Raw genomic sequence first — 17,783 nt, forward strand, 5'->3', positions numbered from 1 at the left:
AAACAGTTTAGTTATTAAGTAAAATGCAATAATGTATAGCGCATTTGCAACTAAAAGAATTGTATATAACGGTTTCCATTGGTACTTAGGTTGGTCTTGCATGATTTAGTTTTTTAATCCGTTATCATTAGTAATATCTTGTTTTCCTATACTTAGCATATTGGCAAATAATCTGTAAGCACCAGATACACCAACAGGGAATTCTCTAAAAAAGCTTAATCCAGTGTATATATAGTGTCCTTTACCATGTTTGGCAACTAAAAGACTTCCTGTTTTAGCAGTTTCGTCTTTATCGTGCATGGATAGGATAGGAGTGAAGTCTGATGACCATTGGTCAGGAAAATACAGTCCACGTTCTTGCGTCCAACCTTCAAAATCTTTAGTGGTTATCTTGTTAGGAAAATTAAGTAACTCGTGGTTTGGAGCTAATAAGGTTACTTCTGCATTTTCATCTGTAACTCTATCTCGTGATAATTGTAATTTAAAAGGTGCAATATTATCTACTTTAATACCACGATTGGTGTTGTATTGCACAATCATGTTTCCTCCTTTTTCAACAAAATCAAATAAAATATCTTGTTTAAATTTTAGGGATTCGACAATGTTATAAGCTCTAATACCAACCACAACTGCATCAAAAGCACTAAGTCGTTCTGGAGTAATTTCTTCTGGTTGCAAAATCATAACGTTGTAGCCAATTTGTTTTAAACTTTCTGGGACTACGTCTCCTGCACCTTCAATATAGGCTATGTTTTCGCCACGTTTTTTAATATCTAATCGCACTATTTTGCTTTCGCTAGGAAGTAATACCGTTTGAAACGGAATATGCTCGTAGTTAATTTCTACTAATTCCTTGGTGTAAGTCTTGTCGCCAATGGTAACAATTGGACTAATTAAACCTTCGCTTTGGTTTTTAGGCGGAATGATAGTAAATATAAAAGTTTGTTCTTGTCCTTTATTAGCGATAGCTATTTTTTGCTTTTCAGGAAATACAGACCAACCATTAGGATGCGCAATGGTAATGTAACCTTCTAAATTATCTTTTCCAGCTTGGACGGTTACAGGGATTTCTTTTTGTTGGTCATTTTCAAAAATGATAACCTTTTGATTGATTTTAGCCGAAGCTTCAGGAATAATTTCAAATGGTCTATACAATTCACCTTTATCAGGTTTTGAGTAACGATATACTAAATCTTTAGTAATCGAAAACGGAAATCCATTGATGTTTAGATTAAAATCTATGGTAATAGCACGTGGTGTTTCCGGTTTACCAATTAGACTTTTGTCTTCAACTTTATACATTCCTAAACTCCCTTTTTGATTTAACCAATATGGTCCTGTAGGTTGTAATGTATTAGCAATTGTTATTTTTTCTTTTAGCTCTTGTTTATCGTTTGCTTTTAATAATTTTCCGTAAAAGCTATTAGTATTATTGTTTGAAATAGTATAACTGTCTAATTTAATAGTGGCATTGCTTCGGTTTAAGGCTTCAATATCTATATCAATAATTTGACCTGTTGACGCTCTTGGTGTGTTGGCTGAAGCTTCTAAATATAAACCAGCACAAGCTTCTATAATTTTATTAATTTCTTTAATTTTTTGATCTTTCCATTGTGGACTATCAATCGCTAAAATTAATTGTCTAGCTTGTAATAATTGATCTAAATGTGCTGCAGGATTTTCAAAATTAAAATTAGATTCTACATTTTTTAAAATAGTTTCAATTTTTTCTCCACCTTTTACTCTTGTCCAAGTCGTATTAATACCATCAAAAATATTGGATTTGTCTTTAGGTAAATCGCCTTTTATTAATTCTATATATTCCGTTTGACTACCTCTTTGGGATAAACGACCAAAACCTTGACATAAATGTTGGCTACTAGCAAGTGCAGCAATTTCGTTGTTAGATACACCTAAAGCAGGATAATAAACACCAATATCAAAGTTTAATAGATTGGTTTTGTCTGCTTCTTCAAATTTTTCTTCGCTACCATAAAACCACCAAGAGGTATTAAAAAACTCACGTTTTGGTTGCCATGTTCCGTATTTTTTAACTTGATCAGGATATGCATTTTTATCGTTAGCCAGATCAAAAGCTTCTACGCTTAACATAGCAGAACTTGTGTGATGACCATGAGTTGTACCTGGACTTCTGTGGTCAAAACGGTTAATTATAATATCTGGTTTAAATTGTCTGATAGCTAAAACAACATCACTTAGGACTTCGTTTTTGTTCCAAATAGCTAATGTTTCGTCTGGATGTTTAGAGTATCCAAAGTCGTTAGCTCTTGTAAAACGTTGCTCGCCACCATCAGTGCGTCTTGCAGCAAGTAACTCTTGCGTACGGATGACACCTAAAAGTTCTCTTAGCTCTGGACCAATTAAATTTTGTCCACCATCACCTCTTGTTAAAGATAGGTAGGCTGTACGTGCTTTTACATGGTTAGACATGTAAGAGATTAATCGTGTGTTCTCGTCATCTGGATGTGCAGCCAGATATAAAACTGAACCTAAAAAGTTAAGCTTTTTGACTGCTTGATGAATTTCTGAAGCGTTTAATTTTTCTGGTTGTTGAGCCTGTGTAGAAAAGGAAAAGCACAGTAAAAATAGGACCGAAGCCAATAATTTTTGCATGATTGTTTTTTCAAATTTGAAACTGTTTCAAATATAAACAAGTCATCAAGGGAATGCAGTATTTTTAGATTTCTTTAACTTTAATTAACAGTTACCAATTACAGCCATTTTTTACGTTTAAAATAAACAAGCATCCCTATTAAAACAACAAGCATGACTATCCAAACAATGTAATATCCATATTTATACTGTAGTTCTGGCATGTTAGTAAAATTCATCCCATAGATTCCAGCAATAAAGGTTAAAGGAATAAAAATGGTTGCAATAATGGTTAGTACTTTCATGACCTCATTCATTTTATTACTAATGGTTGTCATGTACATGTCCATTAAACTCCAAATCATTTCTCGGTAAATGTCTATATTTTCTGTCACCTGAATAATATGGTCGTAAACATCCCTAAAGTAATGGGTAGTTTTTTCTTCAATTAAAGGGTTGTCACTTTTTTCTACTCGATTTATTATTTCGCGAAGCGGAAAAATAGCACGTCGTAGTTTTAAAATTTCACGCTTAAGATTTTGTATTTGTTGCGAAATTTGCTCTTGGGTTAAGCCTGTAAATAAATCGTCCTCAAGGTCTTCAATCTTGTTACCCATAATCTCTATAATAGCATAGTAATGGTCAACAATTGCATCCATTAAGGCATACATTAAATAGTCTGAACCTTCTTCGCGTACACGTCCTTTTTTTTGTCTAATTCGATCTCTAAGACTATCAAATACATCGCCTTCTGCTTCTTGAAAAGTCAATACATAATTTTTACCCATGACAATACTGACCTGTTCAGAGACAAGTTTTTCGTTTGCATCGTAATACATCATTTTTAAGACTATAAAAAAGTAATCTTTATACTCGTCAATTTTAGGACGTTGTGAGGTGTTAACTATATCTTCTAAAATTAAAGGGTGAAGCTTGTAATGTTGTCCGATTTTTTCAATTTGGTCAATAAAATTAAGTCCGTTAAGATTAAACCACGTTACGGTTTCAGAGTCTTTAAAATTAAAGGCTTCTTCGACTGTATTTAAGTCTGCTTCTTTATAACTGTCTTCGCTATAATCAAAAGCGTATAGGTGGAGTATTTTATCTTCTTTAGAGCCTGTATAGACTAGTGCTCCAGGAATTTGACCTAAATGTTTTTTGTAATTTTGAGTACGTTTTTTTTGTCTTTTTTTAGCCATAGGTAACGATTAATGCATATCTCCAAAATCCTCGATTGCATCCTTTTGTACTAAAGTTACTGCTTTTTGTAGAATTAAGTTGTTTGGATAGGTAACTAAATCTCCATTGTCCTGTCTTAAATGTAACTGAAATGCTCTAATATCTTCTATAATAGCTTCAATTGGAGCGTCTTTATCATGTATTTTAATTTTGTCTCCAACTTTATATGGAAATGAAAAAAACATGATTATTCCTGAAGTAATATTACTTAAAATAGACCAAATAGCAAATAGTGCAATACCTATAACTGCAAATACAGATGAAAAAATAACAGCAAGGTCTTTAAATTCTGCTCCAAAAATATAAGCTATAAATAAGATGAATATTAAAAATAGAGTGACTGTTGTATATCGAGAAATTAGTCCGATTCTAGCATCATTAATACCACTTTGTTGACCTATTTTTTTTATAAAAATTTTAAGGACATATCTGATAATAAGAAAGATGACTAATACTACTGACGAGGTGATTAACTCGGATAGAATATTGTCTAAAAACATATGTAAATATTATTAATTGGTAAAGATAGGTTTTATTCTAACCCTAGTGTTTTTCTTAACTCTAAATCTGTGTTACTTTTTTTGTTCCAATAGTCCGATTGTAGTGTTTTTATTTTAGTTGCTTTAGTTAGATTGCCATTTTGCACTTCTTCCCAACTTTGTATATCGAATGGAAAATTTGGATTGTAATTTATTGTTAGCTTACGGTCTAAATCTTTAATGGTAAGCGTGTATTGTCCTGGCTTGTTTTCCGCGAAAGCGTTATAGGCTTTTAAAGGTGTGTGATTAAGTCTTGTATATTCCAAACTTGGTATAATATTGATGTTTCCGGTAGGTAAACTAGTTGGATCAATGCGTAGTTGCGTCCAAAGTTGGTTTTCTAAACTGTTTTTTTCTAAGTTGAAGTTTTGATCTGCTTCTCCCTGAAAATAGGAGTGAGAGGTTACTTGAAATTGCTCGCGATTATTAAGTTGTGTGTAGACGTGTCCACACCATTCTTGTACAGAAGCACTAACTTTTAAAGCGTGTTGGTTATTTGAAACAGGGTAAAACGTGCTTTGCATAATGCTGTACGGATAAATCCCTGTATTAAATTTTTTAGTAGCATTTAGCTTTAACACATTTATGTTTGATGGATTACTTTGGTCTGCTTTTACTTGGTCGTTTTTTAAAAAAGGTTCGGTTACAAAAACAAGAACAGCTGTTCCTTTTCTAATTTCGCCATATCTAGATTGCTCTAGTTGGTAAGATGTAATTTCGGCTTGTCCAGAATACCAATAGTCGTTAAACTGTTTGTTAGTTTTAAAGGCTGGTAATTTTGCTTTTTTTGCAACGGATTCAACTTGATTATAAGTTGTTTTTGTATCTGTTTTAGGTTGCTCTTTACAGCCTAAAATTAAGAAAGCACTAAATATAAATAAGGATGATTTTAAAAATTGCATAGCTAATTATTTAGCTATAAAAATACAACTCTAAAACTCCTCTGCAATAGTATTTAACGTTTCGTAAACAAGATGTGTTGGCATACCAACCACATTAAAAAACGAGCCTTGTATGCTTGTTACACCTATTTGTCCAATCCATTCTTGGATACCATAGGCACCAGCCTTGTCTAAGGGAGAATAGGTTTTAATGTAGTGCCAAAGCTCTTCATCTGTAAAGGCTTTAAAGGTTACTTTGGTTACAGCATTGACTGTTTTTTGGAATTTTTTTGTACGTATGCAAACTGATGTTATAACCTCATGCGTCTCATCACTTAGTGAGCTAAGCATTTCAAAAGCTTCATCGCTAGATTTTGGTTTGCCTAACGCTTTACTTTTGTGCCAAACAATAGTGTCACTGGTTACTAGTATTTCATGATCTTTAAGTTCTTCCATAAAAGGAAGCGATTTTAATTCGGCTAGATAATCGCTTATTTGATAATGCAATAAATGATGAGGATAGACTTCTTTAGTTTTTTTTAAACGGACTTCAAAGTCTAATCCTAAATCTCTAAAAAACTGTTGTCTTCTTGGAGATCCTGAAGCTAGTATGATGTGTCTGTTTTTAAGTTTTTCCTTTAGCATAATTTATTTTAATATAAATAGGTAAACAATCATGGATAGCATTCCGCTAAGCATAACTAATTTAAGTAGATTGCTTATTGTTTTGAATTGTGCTTTAGTTTCTGCCGAAAATAACTTGATACTTATATAAACCAAAGGACCAATCACAGCGATAATAAAATAGGCTACCGCAACTTGCCTCATGTAAAGGTAATTAGCTAAATAGTAAATAAGTAACAATATTAAAAATACTGTTAATCCAAATGCTATGTAACGTGCACGATTTTTGCCTAATACAATAGGTAGGGTTTTAAATTGCATTTTATAATCACCATCTACATCTTGAATATCTTTAACTATTTCTCTGGCTAACGAGATTATAAAAGCAAAAACTGCATAATCAAATAACACCTCAAACATTGAGGATTGTATAAATTGATTTTGAGTGTTTATGGCTGGAAGTAACTCGAATATACCAACAATGACCAAGCTTAATCCTACCAATACGCTAATAATAATGTTACCTACTAATACAATTTGTTGTAAAAAAGTAGCGTAGATGTAAAGTAGTGCTGCAATGATGACAAAGATTGCAAAAAACGTACTATGGTTAATAACATTAGATAAGTAAAAGCCTAAAATAACACCAATTACGGTAAAGCCCATATAATACATGTAGGCTTTGTCTTCTGGTATGTGCTTGCCAATAATTAATTTGTTTGGTTTGTTAATACTGTCTGCTTCGACATCATAAATATCATTTATAATGTATCCACCAGCAGCTATAGTTAATGTAGATATTACTAATAAAGCAAACTCAAAAGCAGTTAAAGTGGTATTGACGCCAAAAGCCGGAAACATAGCGTATTTAATTAATACTTGTACTAAAGCAATTAGTAGTAAATTTTTAAATCGAATAAGTTGAAGTAGTTTCAATGTGATAATTTTCAGATTGTTTAAGATAATAGTCCTCTTAGCATTGCGATTGCTAAACCAACAATCAAAATTAAGAAGAATGCAGTCAAAAAAGCAACAATTATATTTTTTTGTTTGGCTTGTTTTCTAATTTTATTTTTAATCTGTTGTTTCTCTGTTTTAGAAAGTAGCGTTGCAATAAAGTCCGTTTTAAATTGTTTATGGCTTGCTGTGTTTAATTGGTTTTTTTATGTTGGAAAACAAAGCTTTTGGATGTTGATTAAATACGGATGCTTGGTTACCTGAACCAATATATCCAAAACCTGTATTATGTCTCCTTTTATTACGTTTCAATAGGTGTTAAAAGGTTTGTGCGTCAAAATCACTATCCCATTTGTTTTGTACTTTCATAACTTGCTCAATCACGTCACGTACACAACCTTCACCTCCTAATTTATGAGAGATATATTTTGATACGCGTTTAACTTCTGGGACAGCATCTTGTGGACAACTAGGCATACCTACTAATTTTAAAACAGGTACGTCCGGAATGTCGTCTCCCATATATAACACGTTTTCTGCTTTTATCTGGTTGTCGTTTAAATAGGCTTCAAATTGCACTATTTTTTGATGTGCACCTAAATAGACATCTTTAATACCTAAATGATTTAATCGTGTACGTACACCTTCGTTAGTACCACCAGAAATAATACAGACATTATAGCCATGGTTTAACGCTTGTTTCATGGCGTAACCATCCTTAAGATTCATATGTCTTATCATTTCGCCTGATGTCGTGATAGTAATCATTCCGTTAGTTAAAACACCATCTACGTCAAAAATAAAGGTAGTGATTTGGTGTAGGTATTCTTTGTAACTTTTATCGTCCATGGGTTTTTTTTATCGATTCTGTCATTAATTTATAGATGTCCTCTTGATGTGGATTATCTAATAATTTTATATGTCTTTTTATTGTTTTTTTATCGTTTCGTTTTGCTGGTCCTGTTTGTGCCATGTAAGGCGATACTTCTTGTACTTTTCTGGCAGTCTCTGTAATTAATGGTTTTAAAATGTCAAATTCGGCACCATGTTTTTCGGTAATTTCATGTGCAATTCTGTAAATTTGATTAGTAAAATTATTAACAAATACAGCAGCCAAATGTAAAGCAGGTCTTTGTTTAGGGTTAACTTTGTAAGTTATACAACCTAAGCTTTGACCTAGGGTTTCTAATATTTTAAAATCTTTTTTTCGAAGTGTTTCAATGCAGATTGGTACTGTAGCAAAATCCAAATCAACACCTTTGCTAAATGTTTGTAAAGGATAAAAAACACCTCTGTAATGTTTCATGTCAATATCATACAAGCTAGCGCTTCCAGAAGTATGTACCACTAATCTTTTTTCAAATGGAAGCGAGGTGGTTAAAGCCTCAATAGCATCGTCACTAACAGCAATTAAATAGACGTCTGCATCTACTAAATTTGCGATGTTATCTGTAATATTTACTTCGTTTTTATAAGCGTCAATAGCTTTTTTACTTCTATTGTACCATTGTACAACCTCAATATTTGAAGCGTTTTTAAACCCTTTATATAGGTGTGTGGCTACATTTCCTGCGCCAAGCAAAACTATTTTAATCATGGTGCTAAAATACTAAGAAAATAAAGATATGAAAGGACAAAAAGGTATCTTTGTTTATCATGAAACAAAAAGAAATTACTAACAGAGACGATGTTAAACTTTTAGTAGATCAATTTTATATAAAAGTTAGAGCAGATACTACTTTAGGTCCTATTTTTAATGCGCTTATTACCGATTGGGACACCCATTTAAACCACTTGACTACCTTTTGGGAGACTAGTTTATTTATAGGTAAAAAATTAGAGCATAAATATGTAGGCAACCCATTGGAAGCTCATGAAAAAGTAGACAAGGCAGTAAACCATACTATTACCGAACTACATTTTGGATTGTGGTTAAATTTATGGTACGCGACGATTGATCAATTTTTTGAAGGTGAAATTGCAGATAATGCAAAACGTCGTGCTAGAAAGATGGGTACATTTATGTATTTAAAAATTTTTGAGGCAAGACAAAACCTAAAACAGTAATTTTAACACAAGATTTAGATTTTTTTGAGGATTTAAAACCAACAAAAACGATTATCTTTGCACGAGCTAAAAAAGGCCTATTATTATGCAAAATAGAATCGCCAAAATCTTGTTTTCAACACGATTAACTTCTGTATTATTTATCGTATTTGCTGTCGCTATGGCAGTTGGTACAATTTTAGACAGAAACATGGACACTTCTCCAACCCCTTACACACGAAATTTAATCTATAACGCTTGGTGGTTTGAAGCTATTATGGTGTTTTTTATTATCAATTTTGTTGGTAATATTTTTAGATTTAGATTGTTGCGTAAAGAAAAATGGGCAACCTTAATATTACACTTAGCTTTTATTTTAATTATACTAGGTGCAGGTATTACAAGATATTTTGGATTTGAAGGTATGATTGCTATTAGAGAAGGAGAGACCGAAAGTGGTTTTTTATCTCAAAAAACATACATTACAGCATACATTGATGGTGATTATATGATTGATGGTGTACCACAGCGTTTACCAGTTGAAGCTGAGGTTGATTTTTCTGGAAGAATGGAAAATAGCTTTAATTATACTGCACAATACAATAATACACCTGTTGAATTTGAATTAACTGAATATTTTTTAGGTGCTGAAGAAGATGTGGTACCTGATGACGCTGGTGAAAGTTATCTAAAAATAGTAGAAGCTAGAGGTAGTGGACCACATAATCATTTTTTAAAACAAGGAACGGTAGAAAATATCCATAATTTATTAGTCGCTTTAGACAAACCTACAGATGGAGCAGTTAATATTACCACTACAGAAAATGGTTTAATGATACAATCTCCATTTGAAGGAGAATATTTAACTATGGCAACCATGCAACAAGGTCAACTAGTTAAGGACAGTATACAACCCTTAGTTTTACGTTCTAGATATGTTATTGGAGATATGCAATTAGTGTTTCCTAAGCCAGTTGTAAAAGGAACTTTTGATATTGTAAAAAAAGCTAGCTTTTTAAAGCAAGATGAAAATGCAGTGGTATTAAATGTGTCTGCTAATGGCGAAACTAAGGAGGTTAAATTGCTAGGTAGTCAATGGTCCAACAACCGTTTTAAACAAGTAAAAGTAGGAGGTTTGGATATTGCTTTAAAATATGGTTCTAAAGTTTTAGAATTACCTTTTGAAGTTAAACTAAATGATTTTATTGCAGAAAAATATCCTGGTACAGAAAATAATTATTCTTCTTACGAAAGTAAAGTGACCGTAATTGACAAGGAGCAAGGTGATTTTGATTTTCATATTTATATGAATAATATTTTAGACCACAGAGGATATCGTTTTTTTCAAGCCGATTTTGATAAAGATTTAAAAGGAACCATTTTATCTGTCAATCATGATTATTGGGGTACTTGGGTTACTTATGCAGGATACTTTTTACTATACTTTGGTATGATGGCTATCTTATTTGCAAATCACACTAGATTTAGAGATTTGCAAAATGGCTTAGAAAAAATTAAGAAGAAAAAAACAAAAATGCTAACCATTGCATTTTTAAGTTTAAGCTTATTTGGATATGCACAAGATCAAGAACATACTGAAAACGATGGTCATGGTCACCAATCCAATACAGTTACAGAAAAGCAAAGACCTAGTAAAGCTCAAATAGATTCTATTTTAAAAGTAAATGTAGCTCCAGAAGCACATGCTAAAAAATTTGGAAGATTAGTTATTCAGGATCTGGATGGTCGTATGATGCCTATTGATACGTATGCGTCAGAGTTAGTCAGAAAATTAACTAAGCATGAAGGTTATGAGGGCTTATCATCAGATCAAGTCTTTTTAAGTATCCTAGAAAGTCCAATGTTATGGTATAATGTCCCAATTATATACTTAGCACCTAAAAAAGCGGATTCTATTAGAGGGATTATTGGATTAGATAAAGATCAAAAATATGCTGCATTATTAGACTTTTTTGACGATAATTTTCAGTATAAATTAGATTCGTATTTAGAAGAAGCGTCTGCAGTAAAATCTCAAACAGGAGTGCAAAAAGAGTTTATTGAAACCAATCAGCGTATTAATTTATTAAGTAATGCTATTGAAGGACGTTCTCTTAAGATATTTCCAGTACCAGACGATGAAAACAATACATGGATTTCTCCTTTTGAATATAAAAATGATGGCTACAATCAAAAAATTAAAGATAGTACCTATGGTAGTTTTATAGGTTCTGGTTTTGATTGGTATTTATATACTTTAAATGAAGCTAAAAAAACAGGAGACTTTACTAAATCTGAAAAATTATTAGAAGCATTTAAAACCTCTCAACGAAAAGTTGGAACAAGCGTAATGTTAAGTGAGGATAAGATAAATGCAGAGATTTTATATAACCAATACGATGTGTTTAAAAAACTATTTAGTTGGTATATGTATGCAGGAACATTGCTATTTATCTTACTTATTTGGCAAATCTTTAAAAGTAGTAATAAGTGGTTAGCTAAAAGTGTTACCATATTTAAATTTATCATATTAGGACTATTTGTTATCCATACTTTAGGCTTAATTGCTAGATGGTACATCTCTGGTCATGCACCTTGGAGTGATGCTTATGAGTCTATGATATATGTTGCTTGGGCAACTATGTTTTTTGGACTAGCTTTTGGAAGAAAAAGTGATTTAACCTTGGCATCTACAGCATTTGTAACAGCAATGATTTTAATGATTGCACACTGGAATTGGATGGATCCAGCAATTGCTAACCTACAGCCTGTATTAAATAGTTATTGGTTAATGATACATGTAGCTGTTATTGTTGCTAGTTATGGTCCATTTACATTAGGTATGATTTTAGGTATTGTGTCATTAGTTTTAATGTTGTTAACTAATAAGGACAATAAATCTAAGATGGATTTAAACATAAAAGAACTAACTATTATTAATGAAATGGCTTTAACCGTTGGTTTGGTCATGCTAACTATAGGTAATTTTCTTGGTGGACAATGGGCTAATGAAAGTTGGGGAAGATATTGGGGTTGGGACCCTAAAGAAACTTGGGCACTTATTAGTATTATGCTTTATGCATTTGTAATCCATATGCGTTTAGTACCAGGATTACGTGGTAGATGGTTTTTTAACTTAATGTCCATTATAACTTTTGGAAGCATTTTAATGACCTATTTTGGAGTTAATTTTTACTTGTCAGGCTTACATAGTTATGCAAGTGGAGATCAAATAGTAAGCTTCAAATTTATTGGAATAGCGCTTGTAGGTGTCGCTATTTTAGGAGTATTTTCATACAGGAAGTATGCTAAGTATTATAAAAAATAAACAGTATATATTATTACATAAAAAAAGACTCACTAATTATAGTGAGTCTTTTTTGTATTTTAAATTAAGTATTAGACTTAATTAGAATTTAGTGCTATTTGCTTAACTATAACTTCAGTATCTGTTGTAATGTGTAGTATTAAGTTTTTGTCATTTGTGTTAAGCGGAATATTTATTTTGTTGTTGTTTGCCTTTTTTATGGTTTTTAAAGCTATTCCCTTATAATTATAAAGAGTAATATTTTTGACTAACGCGTTATTTTCAAATTTTAAATTTAATTGGTTAGTATTTGCATCGTAGCTAAGATTTATGCTTTTTGTAGTTGCGTTGTTGTCAGGTTTTGGAGGGTTTTCATTATTTTCTAAAGCATTAAAACTATCAATGATAATATCCTCATTATTGGTGTCTGTATCTAATATTTCAGGTTCTTCAAATGCAATGTAAAAACGGTCTGTGTAATCTCCAGCGTCAATAATACCAGTAAAAGGCGTGTCGTTAATATTAGTATAAGTATTAAGCAAAGCGTCATATATGTAAACATTTATATCTGTATTAAAGTTTTCTAAGCTAGATAAGGTAATACTTGCTTCTCCAGATACTTCATTGTATAATCCAAAAAGATATTGACTAGTATTTTGAAATGACCCTACACCTTGGATTACATATCTATTGGAGTCTATTAACCAATTTAAATCATTATTAAAAGGAGAATATACAGCAGCATCGTAACCATAATCAACACCATCTGTAGCAGCATTGTCTGACGTAAAGGCTAATACAAGTTCTCTTGAGGCGCCATTTGGCGCATTGTAGTCCAATCTAATAATCTGTATTGAGTTTGTAGTTGTAGTTGTATCGCTAGCGCTGGCAAATGTGTAACTTGTAATTAAAATTAGGGTTAGTAGTGCAATTTTTTTCATAATAAGGGGATATTAATCAGTTAATAGGTTAAATTCTTGTGCCAATATAGTCAGACTATTGAAAAACAGCTATTAAATGCGTATTTATTCGTTTAAATGCATTTTTAGATTAAAAATTTAAATGTTTTATCGATAAAATACATCTTTACGTAGTTTAAAGTGTTTAATTTTTAGTTAAGAGTTATTCTTTTTGTTTTCACTTTAATATTTTATTAACTTGTTAAAAATTATAAATCACATTAATGAACTACATTAAAAACTTTGGCTTAAGTAACATTTTACTACTTATTTTATGTTTAGCAATTATATTGATTGCCGAGTATTTATTTTTAAAAGGAGAGCAATTGCATGGTATTTTTATTGGTTTATGGGCACCAACTCTTTTAGGTGTAATGATATATGTAAAACTTGTAAACAATGGAAGGAAATAGTATTGTATTTTGGTTTTCTATTATCGTATTTTTTTGTGTCTTTGCATGGGCTTTAGTTATGATTAGAGCTTACAATAAAACAACTAAGGATTAAATAAAGTTTACAAATGAAATTTTTAAGAGAGTTCAAAGAATTTGCTGTAAAAGGCAACATGATGGATATGGCTATAGGTATAATTATAGGTGCATCTTTCAATAAAGTAATTGATGTTTTAGTTAAAAAAGTGTTTTTACCACCATTATCATTATTAACTGATGGTTTAAATTTTCAGAATAAGCGCTATATTTTACGAAATGAGATTGTAAATAATGATGGTGTGGTTACTAGTCAAGAAGTAGCTGTATATTATGGCGAATTGTTTGAGGTTGTATTAGACTTTTTAATTGTTGGTTTAACGGTATTTATAGTTGTCAAAGCTATGAATAGGTTAAAGGATAAATCACACGACACCAAAAATAAAACAGTTAAAACACCTAAGGATATCGAGTTGTTATCAAGATTATCCGATTTAATGGAAGAGCAAAATGCACTTTTAAAAGCTTCAAAAAAATAAGATATGCCTAAGCCTAAAGGTCAAAAAAACACAAAAAACAAAGCCAAACACTCTAAGTTAATGGCTAAAAAAAATAATAAAAAGAAAAAGGAAGAAGCCACAAGAAAGGAAAAACTTAAAGCTATTGTAAATAGTCAAATAAATAATAAATAAAAAAGAGCCAATATTAATTGGCTCTTTTTTTTATAATTTGATTAAAGATTTTTCAATATTTAAATCACTTAATATTTTATTGGTAAAACTATAGTGTCCTTTAGTTGTAATAATTTTAAAACGATGGTCTTTCATTCTGGTAACTACGTCTAATAGTCGCCATTTTGTTTTTAATAGTTTAGGTTTTTCGCTTTTTAAGCCCAATTCAAAAAAATATTTTTTGGTACGCTTATAAGCTGTAATGTCAGGTGTGATAACTAAGCTGTTTTTCTTTTTAATAAAAGATTTTGGCGATTCATATCCATCTAAATCCGCTTTAATATTTTCATACCCTAAAAACTTTAAGTGTTTAATAGATTGTTTTAAAATGTCTTCGTGTGCTTCTTTGTCTTGTGCTATCATAATCAATAAGATACAAAAAAAAGGTAGATTTTAGTTAAAGACTAGTTAAAGCTATTTATTACGTTTTAATATTAGTAAGCCTAGTATTATATAGTCAATTATAAAATCAGTAATTTAGTAGTCTAAAAGTGTTAACAAAATGAAATTAGAAAATCAAGGTTTAAATACCATTTGTACACATGTTGGTGAAGTGCCAGATGAGCAATTTAAAGGCGCGATATCTCCAATTTATTTATCATCTTCTTATCAATTTATGGACGTAGATGTTAAACGTTACCCAAGGTATTTTAATACTCCCAATCAAGAATATTTGGCAAAAAAAATAGCAGCTTTGGAGCATACAGAAACAGCTATGATATTTGGCTCTGGTATGGCAGCTATTAGCCACATGTTTTTAGCGTTTTTAAAATCAGGAGATCATATTGTGGTTCAAAATACCTTATATGGTGGAACATCTAATTTTATTAGAGAAGAATTTCCTAAATTAAATATAGAGTTCACTTTTACAAATGGTTATAAAGTTGAAGACTTTGAAGAAGCAATACAACCAAATACCAAGTTGATTCATATCGAAACACCTTCAAATCCATTGCTTACCATTACAGACATTAAAGCAATTGCCATTTTAGGTAAACAAAAAAACATTGTAACAAGTATAGATAATACGTTTGCAAGTCCAGTAAATCAAAACCCAATAGATTTTGGTATTGATTTAGTAATGCACTCGGCAACTAAATATTTTGGAGGTCATAGTGATATTTGTGCAGGAGCAGTAGCAGGAAGTAAAGATCATTTAGATAAAATATGGAATGTATCTAAAAATTATGGAGGTAGTTTAAGCGATTTTACGGTTTGGATGTTGGAGCGTAGCATGAAAACTATGGGTTTACGTGTAAAAGCACAAACTAAAAATGCTAACAAATTAGCAAAATGGTTAGATAAACAAACGTTTGTTAAACAAGTGTATTATCCAGGCTTAAAAAGTCACGCAGAACATAAGTTAGCAAAATCTCAAATGAAGGGTTTTGGAGCTATGTTGTCTTTTGAACTTATTGATAGTATAAATTCTGATCAATTCATGAAGCAATTACAGTTAATTAAAGCTTCTATGAGTTTAGCAGGTATAGAAAGCACAATGTTATCTCCAACACAAACATCACACTCGTTATTAACACCAGAACAACGTTTAGAAATTGGTATATCAGACGGACTTATTCGTTTTTCTTTAGGAATAGAAGAAGCTAAAGATTTAAAAGCAGATATAAAACAAGCAGTGGAAGCAACCATAAAATAATTAACTCATAACATTTTCAATAAAAATATTTTGCATAAAAAAAACAAACATACCGACGATTACGATTTTGATCAGCTATCATTAGTTTACACGAACTTAGAGCCTTTCATTTTTACAAATGCCAATAACAAAAAAACTATTGATTTTGCTAACCCTAAAGCAGTAAAGGCTTTAAATGCAGCATTATTAAAATCTCATTATGATGTAGCGTTTTGGGATTTTCCTGATCACTTTTTGTGTCCTCCAATTCCTGGACGTGTAGATTATATACACCACATTTCAGATTTATTAGAGCGTTCTAAATTAACAGACAATATAACTGTTATGGACATTGGTATAGGTGCAAATTGTATTTATCCTTTATTAGGTAATGCAGCGTATGATTGGAGTTATATAGGTGTGGATAGTAATGATGACGCCTTAAAAGCTGCTCAAAATATCATTGATAAAAATAACTTACAAGACCAAATTAAACTTAAAAAACAAAATGACGATGCACATGTGTTGACAGGTGTTTTAAGTGAAACAGATAAGGTAACAGTAACCATGTGTAATCCTCCATTTTTTAAAAATGAAGCTGATGCGTTAAAGGCTACAACAAGTAAACTAAAAGGACTTGGAAAGCCCACAGACCAAATGGTCAGAAACTTTGCTGGACAAGCACATGAATTATGGTACAAAGGTGGAGAAAAAGCTTTTTTGCATAATTATTTATACGAAAGCTCTTTATTAAAAACTGCAAGTTTTTGGTACACAAGTTTAGTGTCTAACAAGGATAATGTAAAAACAATAAACCAATCACTTAAAAAGTTAGGTGCTACAGCTGTTTTAACAATAGGAATGAATATTGGAAACAAAAAAAGTAGAATAGTTGCTTGGACATTTTTAGATGAACAACAAAAAGAAGATTGGAATAAAAATTAAGTTATAATGAAAGTAGATATACTAGCATTTGGGGCACATCCAGATGATGTAGAGTTAGGCGCAGGAGCTACAATAGCAAAAGAGGTCGCTAATGGTAAAACTGTAGCTATCGTTGACTTAACTAAAGGAGAGTTAGGAACACGCGGTACAGAGTTGACCAGAAAGGCAGAAGCAGAAGAGGCTAAAAATATATTGGGAGTAGCTTACCGAGAAAATCTAGGTTTTGCAGATGGTTTTTTTGTTAACGACAAACAGCACCAACTAGAAATTATAAAAATGATACGAAAGTATCAACCAGAGATTATATTATGCAATGCAATTGATGATAGACACATTGATCATGGAAAAGGGAGTAAGTTAGTTAGTGATGCTTGCTTTTTAAGTGGTTTAATTAAAATTGAAACTATAGTTGATGGTATGCCTCAAAAACAATGGAGACCAAAGCAAGTTTACCATTACATACAATGGAAAAATATAGAACCAGATTTTGTTGTAGACGTCTCAGATTACATTGATGTTAAGATGAAAAGTGTATTAGCCTATAAAACTCAGTTTTTTGATCCTGATAGTAAAGAACCAGAAACACCTATTTCTAGCAAAAACTTTACAGATAGCATAAAATATAGAGCAAATGATTTAGGAAGACTAATAAATGTTGATTACGCAGAAGGCTATAATGTAGAGCGTTACGTCGCTGTGGAAAGTTTATTTGATTTAAAGTAAAAAATTTTAAAAAAAAGGTTTGGAATAACTACTAAATAAATTACCTTTGCACACGCATTATTAAATGTGCACAAATGGTGGTTGTAGCTCAGCTGGTTAGAGCGTCGGTTTGTGGTACCGAAAGTCGCCGGTTCGAACCCGGTCTTCCACCCAAA

18 protein-coding genes and 1 tRNA gene are annotated in these 17,783 nt (G+C 31.5%); 9 read left to right on the forward strand and 10 right to left on the reverse strand.

Annotation, left to right across the window (positions count from 1 at the left end):
• Positions 1-105: 105 nt before the first annotated feature.
• The 8 genes from V6251_RS12145 to V6251_RS12180 form a co-directional block, all read right to left on the reverse strand.
• A complete protein-coding gene (locus V6251_RS12145; RefSeq protein ID WP_341588420.1) occupies positions 106-2,634 on the reverse strand; it encodes a PIG-L family deacetylase in 2,529 nt (842 codons plus the stop codon).
• 98 nt (positions 2,635-2,732) lie between these two features.
• Entirely contained in the window at positions 2,733-3,812 is a 1,080-nt protein-coding gene (gene corA, locus V6251_RS12150) for a magnesium/cobalt transporter CorA (RefSeq protein WP_341588421.1), read from the reverse strand.
• A gap of 9 nt (positions 3,813-3,821) precedes the next feature.
• On the reverse strand, positions 3,822-4,352 hold the full coding sequence (locus V6251_RS12155) for a mechanosensitive ion channel domain-containing protein (RefSeq protein ID WP_145001150.1): 531 nt from the start codon (positions 4,350-4,352) through the stop codon (positions 3,822-3,824).
• Positions 4,353-4,384: 32 nt separating this feature from the next.
• Positions 4,385-5,293 carry a septum formation inhibitor Maf gene (locus tag V6251_RS12160; RefSeq protein WP_341588422.1) on the reverse strand — a complete coding sequence of 303 codons (909 nt, stop codon included), beginning with the start codon at positions 5,291-5,293 and terminating at the stop codon, positions 4,385-4,387.
• Positions 5,294-5,323: 30 nt separating this feature from the next.
• A complete protein-coding gene (locus V6251_RS12165) occupies positions 5,324-5,917 on the reverse strand; it encodes a Maf family nucleotide pyrophosphatase (protein WP_341588423.1) in 594 nt (197 codons plus the stop codon).
• Positions 5,918-5,920: 3 nt separating this feature from the next.
• On the reverse strand, positions 5,921-6,832 hold the full coding sequence (locus V6251_RS12170; RefSeq protein ID WP_339809030.1) for a geranylgeranylglycerol-phosphate geranylgeranyltransferase: 912 nt from the start codon (positions 6,830-6,832) through the stop codon (positions 5,921-5,923).
• 339 nt (positions 6,833-7,171) lie between these two features.
• Positions 7,172-7,702, reverse strand: a complete 531-nt coding sequence (locus V6251_RS12175; RefSeq protein WP_341588424.1) for a KdsC family phosphatase — start codon at positions 7,700-7,702, stop codon at positions 7,172-7,174.
• Positions 7,692-8,450: a Rossmann-like and DUF2520 domain-containing protein gene (locus tag V6251_RS12180; RefSeq protein ID WP_341588425.1), complete on the reverse strand. Its 759-nt coding sequence runs from the start codon at positions 8,448-8,450 to the stop codon at positions 7,692-7,694. The genes V6251_RS12175 and V6251_RS12180 overlap by 11 nt, the downstream gene beginning before the upstream one ends.
• 59 nt (positions 8,451-8,509) lie before the next feature.
• On the opposite strand from V6251_RS12180, the gene V6251_RS12185 reads away from it, so the two are divergent.
• Both V6251_RS12185 and ccsA read left to right on the forward strand, forming a co-directional pair.
• Positions 8,510-8,920: a group III truncated hemoglobin gene (locus tag V6251_RS12185; RefSeq protein ID WP_341588426.1), complete on the forward strand. Its 411-nt coding sequence runs from the start codon at positions 8,510-8,512 to the stop codon at positions 8,918-8,920.
• An 85-nt stretch (positions 8,921-9,005) separates the two neighbouring features.
• Complete coding sequence (ccsA, locus tag V6251_RS12190) at positions 9,006-12,227, forward strand: cytochrome c biogenesis protein CcsA (RefSeq protein ID WP_341588427.1); 3,222 nt, start codon at positions 9,006-9,008, stop codon at positions 12,225-12,227.
• 77 nt (positions 12,228-12,304) lie between these two features.
• Here ccsA and V6251_RS12195 read toward each other — a convergent pair whose 3' ends face one another.
• The gene (locus V6251_RS12195; protein WP_341588428.1) at positions 12,305-13,147 is read right to left on the reverse strand and encodes a hypothetical protein; all 843 of its coding nucleotides are present in this window, start codon (positions 13,145-13,147) and stop codon (positions 12,305-12,307) included.
• Between the two features lie 242 nt (positions 13,148-13,389).
• Here V6251_RS12195 and V6251_RS12200 point away from each other — a divergent pair, with 242 nt between their 5' ends.
• The 3 genes from V6251_RS12200 (at position 13,390) to V6251_RS12210 (ending at position 14,285) form a co-directional block, all read left to right on the forward strand.
• The gene (locus V6251_RS12200; protein WP_292949452.1) at positions 13,390-13,578 is read left to right on the forward strand and encodes a hypothetical protein; all 189 of its coding nucleotides are present in this window, start codon (positions 13,390-13,392) and stop codon (positions 13,576-13,578) included.
• Positions 13,579-13,685: 107 nt separating this feature from the next.
• The gene (gene mscL / locus V6251_RS12205; protein WP_341588429.1) at positions 13,686-14,132 is read left to right on the forward strand and encodes a large conductance mechanosensitive channel protein MscL; all 447 of its coding nucleotides are present in this window, start codon (positions 13,686-13,688) and stop codon (positions 14,130-14,132) included.
• Positions 14,133-14,135: 3 nt separating this feature from the next.
• Positions 14,136-14,285, forward strand: coding sequence for a hypothetical protein (locus V6251_RS12210; protein WP_341588430.1), 150 nt, complete (start codon positions 14,136-14,138; stop codon positions 14,283-14,285).
• A gap of 30 nt (positions 14,286-14,315) precedes the next feature.
• Here the strand turns inward: V6251_RS12210 and V6251_RS12215 are convergent, their stop codons facing one another.
• Positions 14,316-14,687: a hypothetical protein gene (locus V6251_RS12215; RefSeq protein ID WP_339809018.1), complete on the reverse strand. Its 372-nt coding sequence runs from the start codon at positions 14,685-14,687 to the stop codon at positions 14,316-14,318.
• 139 nt (positions 14,688-14,826) lie between these two features.
• Between V6251_RS12215 and V6251_RS12220 the strand changes: the two genes are divergently transcribed.
• The 4 genes from V6251_RS12220 (at position 14,827) to V6251_RS12235 (ending at position 17,780) form a co-directional block, all read left to right on the forward strand.
• Positions 14,827-15,981, forward strand: a complete 1,155-nt coding sequence (locus V6251_RS12220; protein ID WP_341588431.1) for a trans-sulfuration enzyme family protein — start codon at positions 14,827-14,829, stop codon at positions 15,979-15,981.
• A gap of 30 nt (positions 15,982-16,011) precedes the next feature.
• Positions 16,012-16,905, forward strand: coding sequence for a 23S rRNA (adenine(1618)-N(6))-methyltransferase RlmF (gene rlmF, locus V6251_RS12225; protein ID WP_341588432.1), 894 nt, complete (start codon positions 16,012-16,014; stop codon positions 16,903-16,905).
• A 6-nt stretch (positions 16,906-16,911) separates the two neighbouring features.
• Positions 16,912-17,628 (forward strand): bacillithiol biosynthesis deacetylase BshB1, encoded by a 717-nt coding sequence (bshB1, locus tag V6251_RS12230; protein ID WP_341588433.1) that lies wholly within the window; start codon positions 16,912-16,914, stop codon positions 17,626-17,628.
• A 76-nt stretch (positions 17,629-17,704) separates the two neighbouring features.
• Positions 17,705-17,780: transfer RNA gene (locus tag V6251_RS12235), tRNA-His, on the forward strand.
• Positions 17,781-17,783 lie beyond the last annotated feature (3 nt).

The sequence above is a fragment of the Olleya sp. Ti.3.14 genome (assembly GCF_038154885.1).
Lineage (GTDB): Bacteria > Bacteroidota > Bacteroidia > Flavobacteriales > Flavobacteriaceae > Olleya.

Bases quoted from the DNA above. Each gene is read 5' to 3' on its own strand.
- bshB1 (WP_341588433.1), top strand. From the start codon at position 16,912: ATGAAAGTAGATATACTAGCATTTGGGGCACATCCAGATGATGTAGAG.
- V6251_RS12155 (WP_145001150.1), bottom strand. From the start codon at position 4,352: ATGTTTTTAGACAATATTCTATCCGAGTTAATCACCTCGTCAGTAGTA.
- V6251_RS12215 (WP_339809018.1), bottom strand. From the start codon at position 14,687: ATGATAGCACAAGACAAAGAAGCACACGAAGACATTTTAAAACAATCT.
- mscL (WP_341588429.1), top strand. From the start codon at position 13,686: ATGAAATTTTTAAGAGAGTTCAAAGAATTTGCTGTAAAAGGCAACATG.
- V6251_RS12185 (WP_341588426.1), top strand. From the start codon at position 8,510: ATGAAACAAAAAGAAATTACTAACAGAGACGATGTTAAACTTTTAGTA.
- corA (WP_341588421.1), bottom strand. From the start codon at position 3,812: ATGGCTAAAAAAAGACAAAAAAAACGTACTCAAAATTACAAAAAACAT.
- V6251_RS12200 (WP_292949452.1), top strand. From the start codon at position 13,390: ATGAACTACATTAAAAACTTTGGCTTAAGTAACATTTTACTACTTATT.
- V6251_RS12195 (WP_341588428.1), bottom strand. From the start codon at position 13,147: ATGAAAAAAATTGCACTACTAACCCTAATTTTAATTACAAGTTACACA.
- V6251_RS12160 (WP_341588422.1), bottom strand. From the start codon at position 5,293: ATGCAATTTTTAAAATCATCCTTATTTATATTTAGTGCTTTCTTAATT.
- ccsA (WP_341588427.1), top strand. From the start codon at position 9,006: ATGCAAAATAGAATCGCCAAAATCTTGTTTTCAACACGATTAACTTCT.
- V6251_RS12175 (WP_341588424.1), bottom strand. From the start codon at position 7,702: ATGGACGATAAAAGTTACAAAGAATACCTACACCAAATCACTACCTTT.
- V6251_RS12220 (WP_341588431.1), top strand. From the start codon at position 14,827: ATGAAATTAGAAAATCAAGGTTTAAATACCATTTGTACACATGTTGGT.
- V6251_RS12145 (WP_341588420.1), bottom strand. From the start codon at position 2,634: ATGCAAAAATTATTGGCTTCGGTCCTATTTTTACTGTGCTTTTCCTTT.
- V6251_RS12165 (WP_341588423.1), bottom strand. From the start codon at position 5,917: ATGCTAAAGGAAAAACTTAAAAACAGACACATCATACTAGCTTCAGGA.
- V6251_RS12210 (WP_341588430.1), top strand. From the start codon at position 14,136: ATGCCTAAGCCTAAAGGTCAAAAAAACACAAAAAACAAAGCCAAACAC.
- V6251_RS12180 (WP_341588425.1), bottom strand. From the start codon at position 8,450: ATGATTAAAATAGTTTTGCTTGGCGCAGGAAATGTAGCCACACACCTA.